Origin of the sequence: Mycobacterium bulgaricum, from assembly GCF_041287165.2 — a bacterium.
Classification (GTDB): domain Bacteria; phylum Actinomycetota; class Actinomycetes; order Mycobacteriales; family Mycobacteriaceae; genus Mycobacterium; species Mycobacterium bulgaricum.
The window spans coordinates 41,796-53,911 of the sequence record NZ_JBGGKV020000011.1; the positions used below are offsets into that span (position 1 = coordinate 41,796).

The following is a 12,116-nucleotide window of genomic DNA, read 5'->3' on the forward strand; positions in this document are numbered from 1 at the left end:
GTTCTCCTTTCCCACGAAGCGTTCTCATCTGAGAGGACAGCTCGGAGGCGGGATCCGCCAGGTGAATGAGCATCAGCACGATCTCTTGCCGACGTGCTATGCCGCAACCGCGCTTCGGCTCTTGCCCATCGGGCCAGCGATCCGACTTTGCAGGGCCGGATCCACGAGGCGCTCGTGAAGCTGCAGAGTCAGCAGGCGGCGGAACTGGAAGCGGGGACGTGACGGCGGGGAGCGGCTGCCGGAGATGCAAACGGGTTGATCGAGCGGTTGCGGGAGGGAACTACCTGTCCTCGCCTTCCATTACCGGCTCGGGCTGCTGACCGTGCCGTCGACGCCAGAGGTTGCCGACGTCGTCGGCGAACTGGAGATCAACACGCACCTCAATTGCCCCTGGTGCGCTGTACAGCACCTCAGCAGACTGGTCCCGCGAGATCACCTGGGGGTACTTATCAACCATCTGCTGCTGCGCGTTCCGGAGAAACGAGGAAAGACCTGGGGCAGTCATGATGTGGTCGGTGAACATTCCGCCGTACGCGCCGAGGTTCGCTGGCATCCCGGCCACCATTCCGGGCGGGTACATCGACTGGGCGCGGGACCCGATTGCATCGAGAGTTCCGCTCATCCCGCCCGATAAGATTTCGCGGAAGAGCTCCTGTACGGAGATCTTCCCCTTCGCCGGGTGGCACGCGTCCTCCAGCTGATTGCCGTCCGCGTCGACGGCGTACACGTCGACTTCGAGGTCGGTGATCGGACCGGAACTTGCGTTGGTCACGGTCACCGTCCACAGTCCCTGGCCGATGGGCACGGGTTTCACGGAGGCGGTCACCGCGCGGATTCGGCCACCACTGTTCCCAGTCTCCGTGGCACCGATAGAGAAGTAGGTGTTGTTGTCACGTCCCACGAGCACGTTCTTCTGCGTGGTGCTGAGAGATGGCGCGGAAGCAGACGAATCGTCTACTGCTCCCGCGCCTGGGGAGGGTGGGGCGGCGCCTGGGGGGCACGCGCAGCGACTCGGCTGATCCGAAGATCGCCGCCGGCTGCGACGTCCTCGGCGGCAACACCGGTTCCGCCGTCGACGGCCACGTCTTCGACCTCGATGTTGCCTCCGACCGCGGCGCGGCGGATGACCACGCCAATGGTGGCTGGGAGATCCGGGGCCTGCTCCTCAACGGTCGACAGGAGAGCCTGCGCGAGGCCGTACAGCTCCACGTCGTCGCCGGCCCCGGCTTGGGTGAGCTTCTTCTCAACTAGTGCGCGGCGAAGCTCTTCCTCCGGCTCCTGCTCCAGCCCCTCGACGTCTGCGCTGACCCAGGCGTAGCGCTTGATGACCAAGTTTTTGACCGCGGAGTAGGCGTCGCCGATCGCCTGCTTCGCGGTGTCGCGAACGCCGTCGGACGCGCCAAGGGCGAGCGCCGCGACTATCAGTGTTACGGGATCCATTTGCAGCCTCCAGCTCTGGTCCCACACAGCTGCGCGGGGTCTCGCCTAAATCTAGGCGTCGGTTCCGACAGACTTAGTTGGGCCTCGGCGAGGGCCGCAGCCCACCCGGAAGACGACGACCCGGGGCAGAACACGGGCTGGGTCGAAGTGGGACATCACAACCGGCCGGCTCATAACCTATAGGTCTCAGTGTGTATTTGCCGGCCGAGCGGCAGCTGATAGCGGAGTGAAGTATCGGTTCTCGGATCCGCCAACTAGATGACAATGAGGCGCCCGCCATCCCTATGACAACGCGCCATCAGGGCTGGTGGCTGCGGTGGGAGATCTCACGGAGTTTGGCAATCTACATCTTTTGTCGGTTCTCATTCTGCGTGGCGGATTCTCATTTGAAATGGCGGCTGTTGGAGGATCCGCCAACTAGGTGAGAATAAGTATGACTATTGATCGGCTGCTGAGCCTCGCTTTCCTCCACGTCTTGGTGATCGCGATCCATCGTCATGACTAGAGCGCGCTTCCGCCACTTCGATCAGAACTTCGCAAAACCCGCTGCCAGAGCATTTTTCATTTGAGATGGCGGCTTGTGACGGATGCGAATGCTGGGCGCTGGCCGTCTCAAATCTAAAGAACCAAGACGGCTCGATTCTTGTCTCGCCGCGCGAGGGGAATTGCCCTGGCCGCTACGCTCAGGTGCGTGTTGTCGGCGGCCGATCCAGTCACATGGCAACCGCAACGCATCGCTATTGCTGGCGTGACGGGATCTGGCAAGTCAACTTTAGCTAAGCGACCTTTCGAGCCAATTGAATCTCACCTACGTCGAAATCGACAGCCTGTTCCACGGTCCCAATTGGGAACCGCGACGCGACTTCGTCCGTGACGTGGAGTCAGTCATTTCCGGAGATTCATGGGTGATCGAGTGGCAGTACTCAGCGGTCCGCGCGAAGATCCTCGAACGCGCCGACACGTTGATTTGGCTCGATCTGCGTACGCCACTGAGTTTGTATCAGCTGACGCGCCGCACAGTTCGCCGACGGTTGGGCAAAGTGGAACTCTGGAATGGTAACTATGAAGGGCCTCTGCTTAGCGTTTTCACTGACTCTGACCACATCTTGCGCTGGGGAATCCGCACCCGCAACAAGCTCCGCGGCCGAATCCCAGCCGTTGCGGTTTCGCATCCGAATGTGCGTGTGGTGCGGCTCGCTACACATCGAGATATCGAACTGTGGCTCCGTCATGTTGCCGCCAAGCCCGAACAGCGTTCCTAGGCTTACTCGGATCGGACCGGCGATGCTGATCCGGTGGGTTCGAGATGTTGGGTGTCAGCGAGTGCAGCCACTTCGCGATTGTGGAAGTAGTCGTCTAGGCGCAGGGTGGTGATGCTGCCGGGGGTTGGTCGAAAGTTGGCGTAGCCCAGCGACTCTAGGGGCATCTGTATCCAGGCGGCGATCACGAAGGTCAGTGTGAATCCATGTGTCACGATGATCTGATACTCGGCGGGGCTCGCGGTGATGGATGCTATCGCTGAATAGACCCGTGCTGCGAAATCGCCCTTCGTCTCGGCCCCCGGTATGCCCTCGTCGTGGTTGAGCCGGTCACCAGCAGCCGGCGGGGGAATGAAGCGCTCATCAAGCCAACGTTGAGGGCGTCCTTCTGCTGTGCCGTAGGACTTTTCCCGTAAGCGGCGGTCCAGTGTCACAGGCGAGCCAACAGCTGTGTTGATCTGCTCGGCGGTATGTCGGGCGCGTAGTGAGTCCGACGAGACGATGTCCGTGGTGACCCCGGCTGGGATCTGTCCGCGTATCCATCGGGCGATCAACACTGCGTCGGCCAGGCCCTTCTCCGTTAAGTCTGAGTCATGCCAGCCGCCGACCAAGCCCTGTCGATGATGGGTGGCTTCAGGATGGGTCACTACGTAGATCGTTCTGCCCACGCCCTACCGTAGCGAGGCTCAAACCAGCTAAGACCCGGCTCATTATCTAGAGATGTTGGACGGCTCTGATTGTGTCTCGGATGTTTGGCCTGAATTTGCCGTCGTCAATCTCTGGTGGCGGTCAGGACTTCGAGGGCGACTGGTTCAGTGAACTGTCCGATGGGGTCGATGCTCAGCAGTGCGGTGGTGAGTGCTTCCTCAAAGGCGGTCCGCCGGGCACCAAGCAGTCGTCTCAGGGGCAGTGACGTCGAATACAGGTAGCCGATGGTCTCTTCGATGGTCCAGGTCCGCTGGTACTGGTGGACCTCACGCTTGACGTGGCGGAATGGTGAAGTGGCCAACACCCGTTCATGTGGGGGGCCGTGACTGGCGGCTGGCGCGGAGCCGTGACGGTGGCCGGGGGCCAAGAAGCGGCGTTGTGTGTCAGCGATGGCCTGCTGCCAAGGCGTAGAGGGAAGATTCAGGTTGCTGTCGTTGACAATGGCCAGGGCGCCCTGCTCGTCGACCATCTCACCGAGTGCGGTGAGGACGTGTTCGCGGTCCATCCAGTGAAAACAGCGGCCCATCGTGACTAGCTGAAAGTGACCAAGATTCCCCGGCAGGTCTGCAGAGCTGCCACGTACCCATTGCACGTTGGTCACTCCCTGGTCAGATGCTTGCCGGTGGGCTTCGCTGAGCATGTCGGGCTCGGGATCCAATCCCACGGCTTCGCTCACATGTGCTGCCAGGGGGAAGGGTGAGTTGGCCGGTGCCGCACCCCAGATCCAGCAGCCGGCCGGTCCCGTCAAGACCCAGCTGTGCGATCAACTCATGCAGGACGGCGGGCGGGTAGCCGGGCCGGTACCGGGCGTAGTGCCAGGCAGTTCCGGCGAACAGGCCACCCTCGGGTTCGGGGTGTGGATCGGACGCGGTCACCGCGGTGGCACCCCGTCTCCCGGGTGCCCCGACCGCACCCACACCGGGCTTACGCTTACGGCTCGCTGCATCAGAACAGTGTGACGCCCACGGACGTGTCGGGCGATGCACCCGGTTCCCACTTGCTCGCCGTACCCACCTCAATTGTGCGATTCCCACAAAGAGCTCGCCCGTCTCGCATGTAGAGAAACGAGACAGGCACCGCGGAGCAGTGCTCAGTCCGCATAGCGCCAGGTCGTGGTGTCTCATTTCTCGTCTCACACGGACGTCTCAGTCCTCATCAGTGGGGTTCCACCACCGCGCGCTCCTAGGATCCGCCATTCGGATGACAATGAGGCGTCCGCCAATCCCGTGACAATGTGCCATCAGCGGCGGTCTTAGCGGTGGGAAATGCCACGGAATTTGGCAACCTACAGTTTTTTGGTTTTCAGTTTTTACCACCCGATTCCTCGAAACGCAGACCCTCGCGCCCTGGCAGGCGCTGCCGCCACTGATGAAGTCGGTGACCTCAACGCCGGGCTGCGGGGATCGCGTTTTCCAGCACCCGCACAGCCTCGGCCCTACGGCCGCAGCCTTGCCGTTGGTGGCGGATCCGGTGGGGTCTGCGGTTAAGGAGATGCGTTGCCCGGTCAGGGTTTCGGTGGCGAAGCGCCTGTCGGGGCAGAGCCTGCGGTGCGATGAATGGCTCAACACCTCATCCCGCGTCGCGGCGGCTGGAACTGCTGTGGAGATTCGCCGTCGACCGCTGACGAATCGAATGTCCCGCGACGTTGCTGTCCCTGCGACGCGCGACCATGTCGGCCGCGCGGCGGCGGCCGATGAACAGCGGGTGAATGTGCGATGGACGGCACTGCGGTCGGCAAACTTCAGTACTCTGAACGGGATTCGTCAATTGCGCGACGGTGTGCGTACGGGGCGGCCAACGCCCGGGTTGTCAGAAGTCGGTCACAAATATTCGGCGCGGGAAGCAGATCGGCGTTGCTAGTTTTGCTTCGTTCGGTGCGCTGAGTGCACCACGGGTCGACAGATGCGGGGGCATCATGACGAAATCAGGCCAATTCGCTCGGTTCGGCGGCGTCGCGGTGGCGGTCGGAGTCGGATTCGCCATAGCGACCAGTCTGGGTGCGGGCGCGGCGTCGGCCGATAGTTCGTCGTCGACGGCAAGCAGCGGCCGACAGGCGTCGGACGCTGGATCGGACACAGCTGCGTCAACGTCGGCCGACAGTTCGTCGTCGTCGGCAGGTAGCGGCCGACAGACACCCGATGACGAATCGGACACCTCGTCGTCACCACTGCGGTCCCGCACGGGCGATGCGTCGTCGCCGACCACGTCGGATCCGGACTCCGAGCCGAAGCAGCAGCGTCCCGGCGTCGGCGATCCCGCGACCGACCGTCAACGCGAGGACGACGACAAGACCGAAACGGTGCGTGATTCCGACAGCACGAAGCGCGGTGGGCCAACCGAAGCGACCCGGGCGGACGGGCATCGCTCCCCGGCCCGTGAGTCCGCCGCAACGCCGAAAACTCCTGATCTGGTTGCCACTCCGTCATCGCGTCGCGAAAGCACCGTGCTGCCCGGCCAGAACGCCACGGCCGGCGCCGATGGCGACATTCGCGTCGCCGCTTCAGCGCGTCCTGGACAAACGACTGCGCAGATCGATGCGCCCCGCGGTCTGGTGATCCCGGTGGGGATTGCGCCCTCAGCGCCCTCCCACGCCGCGTCGGTCCCGATGGCGGTCTCCGCGCAGGCCGCTGGGGTCTCCGCGCCGCATTCCGCCCCCATCGATCCCGCGAAACCGGCCGGAGACGGTGGGCTCGTGACGCTCCTCGGCGGCGTGCGCCGGGAACTCGACAACGCCGAAACCCAGCAGACCAGTACGCCGAAACCGGGACTGTCCTCGATGCAGGTGGCGGCCGACCCCGACGATCTCGTTGCTCCGCTCGCCGTGCCCGCTGCGCGTCCGACATTCGCACAGGTCGTCTTCTCGCTGATCCAACGAACACTGTTCAATCGCAGTCCGGTCGTGAGTGCGGGGCCGACCCTCGTCGGGCCGTTTGCCGGTTCGGGCAACGTCGTCGGCGCCGTGACGGTTGTCGACCCGGACGACGACCCGCTGTCGTATGTCGTGGTGAAGAAGCCGAAGTTCGGCGTGGTCACCCTCGGCGCCAACGGGCGTTTCGTCTACACGCCCGACGCGGAGTACCGAACCACCGGGGTGACGGACACATTCGTGATCCGCGTACGTGATCGGGGCCTTCATCTGCACCTGTTCAACGGCACCGGTGCGGTCCGGGTGCCGGTGTCGATCACCTCGGAACCTGTGGACGTCGGTCAGCCCGAGTTCGCGAAGACCTTCCAGGTCTACAACTTCACCAGCAGCAACTTGACCTACACCGGTTACGCCACCGGGTCGCAATGGCAGGCGCCCAGCGCGCAACCGGACGACGGCGCCGTGATTGCGCCGGGGGAGTACTTCAGCTTCGACGTCCCGTGGGGAAGTTACCTTCGCACCACCGCGGCCTACTTCGACAGCGATCTCGGCCAATTCCAGGCCGTGATGCGCACCGACGCGATCGCCGGGGTCTACGCAGGGTGCTATTCGGCTGCCGGCGCCGCCTGCGACTGGGACATCACCCAGAACGGCATTCTGGTGCCTTTCGCCAATGTCATCCTCATGGAGGACAAGGCGGGCACCGTTGTCAACTTCGGGTCGAACCAACAGTTGGCGCAGTCGGAAGTTCTCAACAACCTCTGTGCGACGAACTCCAATAACTGCACCTTTGACCCCACATATTCGACGAGCTACTACACCAAGTGGGTCTTCTTGGGCGAATACCAGAATGCCACCAGCGTCAATCAGCAGAGGTCGTTTGAACGTACGGTGACCCGCGGAACGAAAGAGACGATCGAGCTGTCAGCCACGGCGAAGGCCTCGATCGCCAAGATCTATGAAGTCTCGATGACCGCGAAGTACGGCCAGGAATTCACCTACTCCTACACGTTCAAAGACTCGACCAACGTCACCGTGCCGCCCAACTCGACGGTCTACGTCTACTCGGCCCAGCCGATCGTGCGTCAGTACGGCACCTTCACCGTGACAATGCCGAACACAACATGGGTGCTGACCGACGTGTACTTCGACAGTCCCACTGCCGAGCAGGGATCGAATTACCGTGCGGTCCAACAGCCCTTGCCGCCCAACGAGGTCGACAGCGACCCGACCTGACACCGCGGCTTCAGCTAGACCCCCGGCAGGCTCACTTTCGAGCCTGCCGGGGTCCAGCATTCCTGCATCTATTCTGACGGCGAACTGAGGAGTTGCTTCAGGTTTCCGTATCCGGGAAGTCGGCTCCCACAGAAGTGGCTTCCCATTGATCGCAGTCTTTGCGTTTTGCTTCGATATCAGCGCGCGCCAGTTCGACTGCGCACTGGCCTAGCACCAGATGTCGGGGCGGTTCACGTGTGTCCGTGTGTGGTTCCACGACATTCTCTACGGATGTGCGTCAGCACATGTTTTACGCTGTTCATGACAGTCTCGACGCACGAAACCGCCTGGAAGTCAGGCCTCTTGACGACGTGGATACGGCCTCACGACGGCGATCCGCAGGCCTGGTGTCCGGGCGTGGGTCGGCGTTCCACCGGGCGGCAGATACCGAACCGCGTTCCTTGCAGCGGAATCCGAGGTGTCGACATCGGCTGAAGCCTGACCCGACTGAAGACACTGCTGCGTATTCCCCACCGATAGCCCAACGGGACATGGCTGAGTCGCCATAGCGGAGGGGTGGACGGAAAGTGTTGCAACGCAGCCAAACACGACGGCGGAAGTTGTGTCCCAGCAAGTGGCCAGGCGTTGATTCATCTGCCGCAATATGCGGCAATTCACTGGGATATGGTTGTTATCACGAAGTGTCGTAACCCAATCACATTAGCTGGGATCGCCAGGTGCGCTAGTTCTCCCCTCGGGCGGTGAGCACAGTCGAGAGCGGCTTGGCATCGGGGTGGGCGTCGGGTTGAGGCGCGGTAGGGCTGGTCAGGGCCTTGCTATCCGGGCGCAATGCCGTGAGGATCCACGCCAGCGTCGCGAGCAGCAGGACGGCTCCCGCAGGGACCAGGAAGGCTCGTTCGCCCAAATAGTGCTGTAGGAAGCCACCGACGACCGCGCCAGATGTCAGGCCGAGCCACAGGGGTCCCTGGATCCAGAACGACGGGGCAGGCCTGTGCAGGAGCATGTTGGCCAGGCCGGCGCCGAAGCGCACCACGGTGCCGGTGACGTAGGTCAGGGCGAGGCTGCGGCCGGACTCGTCCTGCAGGGTGGCGTTCTGCAGACCCAATGCGAGCACGATGGGGTAGACGTGCCACGGAACGGCGTCGGGTCCGTGGGGCAGGAAGACGCCGACGAGGATTAGGGTGCCCTGCACGGTCAGCAATGACGCCAGGCGCCACCGACCCGACCAGGCTGCGACAAATGTGCCGAGAAACGCGCCCAGGCAGAACACCATGATGACGCTGCCGAAGCGTGCGACGCCGATCCAGTCGGCGTCGCTGGCCGCTTCGCCGAAGCGGGTCGTGTTGCCGCTCATGAACGACATGAACAGCTGGGCGTACTCGATGAATCCGATGGCATCGGCCATCCCTGCGAGAAGCGATAGCGTCACCGCGAACCGCAGTCGCGTCCTGTCATCGGCGGGGAAACTCTTGTCCGTCACATCGGCTCCTGGTGAGGTGGGGCGCGGCAAGGTGATGGGAGAGGACAATCGTTGTCCGAGAACGTGATCCGAAACACACCAGACGGTCCGGGTGTCACCGTTCCGCACTGTTTCTACCCGATGCGCGAGCCCGGGCAAACCGCTCAAAGATGACGAGACACGAACTTCGCTCCGTCGGTCACCGGCGGGTTGACACCCGGGGCGCTCAAGGCCGCCACCACCGGCCTGCTTCAAGAATTGCTCGAAGACGCCTACCGCCGCAAAGCGCCAGTCTCGCTGGTGCGGCAACTCGACAAGGCCGAACGGGAACCCTGAAGGGTGTCTCGGTTCTACTTAGTTCCGAACTACCGCCAGTGTCCTCGCGAAGGCCAGTAACTGATCCGTTCGCGGAGACGGGCAGCGCGAAGATGCTAGTGGTGGTTCCCCTTGCGGCCCCCGCCGTCGGCGAACGCCTTTCTCATTTCCGGACCCAGAGTCCTTTCTCTAGACCGTGCGTGTCGCGGCGGGGTCGCAAGGCAGTTGTTCGGTGGGATTAGCCCGTGGTTCTTGCCCGCCCGCACGGATCCAACGCCTCCACGTTCTCGAGCCAAGAGCTCTTTCATAGACGGGCGCCGTGCGGATTCGCTGGGATCGCGAACAGCTCATCGGAGGGAAGGCCACCGAGCCTCGTAAGTAGAGCGCTGCGCATCCCAACTCGGGTTGGTCAACCACGCACCAACCGGCAACGACAGGGAGGAAACCACACCATGAAACTGTTCTGCGGCATCGACTGGGCCGAAGCCCACCACGACGTCGCCATCGTCGACGAGAACGGCCAGCTAGTGGCCAAGAAGCGCATCAACGATGACCCCACCGGCCTGGCCCAGTTGGTCGACCTGTTCGCCAGTCTCGGTGATAGCGCTGAGGACCCGATCCCGGTGGCCACCGAGACGCCGCGCGGCCTGCTGGTGGCCTCGCTGCGAGCAACCGGCCGGGCCACCTATTCGATCAACCCGCTGGCGGTCGCCCGCTACCGCGAACGGCATTCAGTAGCAAGGGCGAAGTCCGATCACGCCGACGCCATGACCCTGGCCAACATCCTCCGGGTGGATGCGCACCTGCACCGGCAGCTGCCCGCCGATACTGAACTTTGCCAGGCCATCGCGGTCCTGGCTCGCGCTCATCAGGATGCCACCTGGCGACGGATCAAGGCGCACAACGAATTACGATCGGTGCTGCGGGAGTTCTTTCCGACCTTCCTGGAAGCGTTCACCAAGCGGTTCTCGCTCGGGATCGCTAGCCCGGAAGCCAGGGCCGTCTTGGCCATCGCCCCCACCCCGGCAGCGGCGGCCAAACTGACCGCCAGCAGGGTCGCCGCGGCGCTGCGCCGTGCCGGGCGCAGTCGCGGTATCGATCAGGCAGCCGCCGACATCACGACAGCCCTGCGCGAGCCCCAGATGCATCACCTCGCTCAGGTGGAGACCGCGATGGGCATGCAGGCGTCGGCGCTGCTGGCGGCGCTGAACACCGCCTGCGCCAGCGTCGAGGAGTTGGGCCGGGCCTCTGCCGAGCTGTTCGAACGCCATCCGGACTACGCGATCATCACCAGTTTCCCCGGTCTGGGTGACTCGACCGGTGCCCGCGTGCTCGCCGAGATCGGTGATGACCGCCGCCGATTCGTCGATGCTCGCGCGTTGAAGGCCTACGCCGGGTCCGCACCCATTACGCGAGCCTCCGGAAAGTCCGTGTCCATCACCCGCCGCCGCATCAAGAACGACCGGTTGGCCGCTGCCGGGTGGATTTGGGCATTCGGCGCTGCGACACATTGCCGGCCTGCTGGTGAGCATTACCGCCAGCGACGGGAACTCGGAGACCGGCACGCCGCGGCGCAGCGACACCTGTTCAACAAGCTGATCGGGCAACTCCACTATTGCCTTCAGAATCAACAGCACTTCGACGAAGCAAAGGCCTTCCCGGTAATCGTCGCCGCAGCGGCCTAGCTGCGGTAATTCACAACGTGGGTTGCGCCTCGCCCGATGTTCTCGGGCCACCACAACTACGTGTGTCTCTATGCGCACGCGCTGGCCCGTGGCACGCTGCTGAATGAATGATGGGGGGATGGACTACATCGCCGCGCTCGATGCATTGGGCGAGTGGGCGGAACGGACGGACAGTGTCCGTGGTGTGCTGGTCACAGGGTCAGCGGCTGCCGGCGACGTGCATCCTCTGTCGGACCGCGACATCGAGATCTACACCCACGACGTTGAAGGCCTGTTAAAAGACGAGTCGTGGTGGAACGGGCTGGGCGAGGTCCTGGTCGTCGAACGTCTGGCGAATGGCCTTGGACCACCGACCCGACTGATCTACTACGCCGGCGGAAAACTCGACTTCACCCTGATCCCGGCCCGCGACTTGGCCACCACCGTCCACACGCGGCCGTTTCAGGTCTTGATAGACAAGGACGCCTGCGCACCGCAATCGCCGTCAACAGCGCAGACCCCACAGTTGCCGGAGCCGGACGAAGTCGACGAAGCTACTCACTGGGGATATGCCGCGGCCCTGATGTGCGCCAAAGCGATTGTCCGAGATGAGCTTTGGTCAGCGAAGTTGCGCGACCACGACCTCAAGGGCGAGCTTCTACGAATGATCGAATGGGACCACCAATTGCGTTACGGCCCCAGCATCGACACTCGCTACCTAGGTACCCGGATGACCACGTGGATGGATGCTGACATCCGCGGCGAACTCTCGCACTGCTGGAGCCACTTCGATGCAGCAGACACCGCCGCAGCCCTACGTCGCACAACAGCACTGTTCTCCCGATTGAGCGAGCGAGTAGCGGCGGCCCTCGGCCTGCCCCATTTCGATCACGAACGCCTCATCTCTGAGATCGAGCACATCCTTCAAATGTGTGAAGACCACCCTTCAGGGCCCAGCACCGCAGCGGCCCACCGTGGAACCGACGTCGTCGAACAGCACCCCTAGCCTCGCGTCAGCAAACGACACTGCAGCCGTCCGCGCCTTGGGCAGCACGACCATCAGGCCAGGGTTTCTTCGGCCACACCGGCAGAATCCCGCCGCTAAGAACCGCCACGGCTTGACACTTAACCTCATCGGAGGTCTAGAGAAACGAGACGGTCGTACGCGG

The 12,116-nt window shown here is 63.2% G+C and carries 9 protein-coding genes; 4 read left to right on the forward strand and 5 right to left on the reverse strand.

Features of this window, described 5'->3' with window-relative positions; translation table 11 throughout:
• Positions 1-280 precede the first annotated feature (280 nt).
• Both ACAG24_RS23665 and ACAG24_RS23670 read right to left on the reverse strand, forming a co-directional pair.
• Positions 281-901, reverse strand: a complete 621-nt coding sequence (locus ACAG24_RS23665) for a hypothetical protein (RefSeq protein ID WP_370475033.1) — start codon at positions 899-901, stop codon at positions 281-283.
• 53 nt (positions 902-954) lie between these two features.
• Positions 955-1,440 carry a Het-E N-terminal domain-containing protein gene (locus ACAG24_RS23670; protein WP_370475034.1) on the reverse strand — a complete coding sequence of 162 codons (486 nt, stop codon included), beginning with the start codon at positions 1,438-1,440 and terminating at the stop codon, positions 955-957.
• Positions 1,441-2,237: 797 nt separating this feature from the next.
• Between ACAG24_RS23670 and ACAG24_RS23675 the strand changes: the two genes are divergently transcribed.
• A complete protein-coding gene (locus tag ACAG24_RS23675) occupies positions 2,238-2,702 on the forward strand; it encodes a P-loop NTPase family protein (RefSeq protein WP_370475035.1) in 465 nt (154 codons plus the stop codon).
• Positions 2,703-2,704: 2 nt separating this feature from the next.
• Here ACAG24_RS23675 and ACAG24_RS23680 read toward each other — a convergent pair whose 3' ends face one another.
• A complete protein-coding gene (locus ACAG24_RS23680) occupies positions 2,705-3,367 on the reverse strand; it encodes a histidine phosphatase family protein (protein ID WP_370475036.1) in 663 nt (220 codons plus the stop codon).
• Between the two features lie 104 nt (positions 3,368-3,471).
• The gene (locus ACAG24_RS23685; protein ID WP_370475037.1) at positions 3,472-4,155 is read right to left on the reverse strand and encodes a class I SAM-dependent methyltransferase; all 684 of its coding nucleotides are present in this window, start codon (positions 4,153-4,155) and stop codon (positions 3,472-3,474) included.
• 1,167 nt (positions 4,156-5,322) lie between these two features.
• Between ACAG24_RS23685 and ACAG24_RS23690 the strand changes: the two genes are divergently transcribed.
• On the forward strand, positions 5,323-7,509 hold the full coding sequence (locus ACAG24_RS23690) for an Ig-like domain-containing protein (RefSeq protein WP_370475038.1): 2,187 nt from the start codon (positions 5,323-5,325) through the stop codon (positions 7,507-7,509).
• 721 nt (positions 7,510-8,230) lie between these two features.
• Here ACAG24_RS23690 and ACAG24_RS23695 read toward each other — a convergent pair.
• Positions 8,231-8,989, reverse strand: coding sequence for a YoaK family protein (locus ACAG24_RS23695; RefSeq protein ID WP_370475039.1), 759 nt, complete (start codon positions 8,987-8,989; stop codon positions 8,231-8,233).
• Between the two features lie 746 nt (positions 8,990-9,735).
• Between ACAG24_RS23695 and ACAG24_RS23700 the strand changes: the two genes are divergently transcribed.
• Both ACAG24_RS23700 and ACAG24_RS23705 read left to right on the forward strand, forming a co-directional pair.
• On the forward strand, positions 9,736-10,968 hold the full coding sequence (locus ACAG24_RS23700) for an IS110 family RNA-guided transposase (RefSeq protein ID WP_370475040.1): 1,233 nt from the start codon (positions 9,736-9,738) through the stop codon (positions 10,966-10,968).
• A 118-nt stretch (positions 10,969-11,086) separates the two neighbouring features.
• Positions 11,087-11,953, forward strand: a complete 867-nt coding sequence (locus ACAG24_RS23705) for an aminoglycoside 6-adenylyltransferase (RefSeq protein ID WP_370475041.1) — start codon at positions 11,087-11,089, stop codon at positions 11,951-11,953.
• The last annotated feature ends 163 nt before the right edge of the window (positions 11,954-12,116 follow it).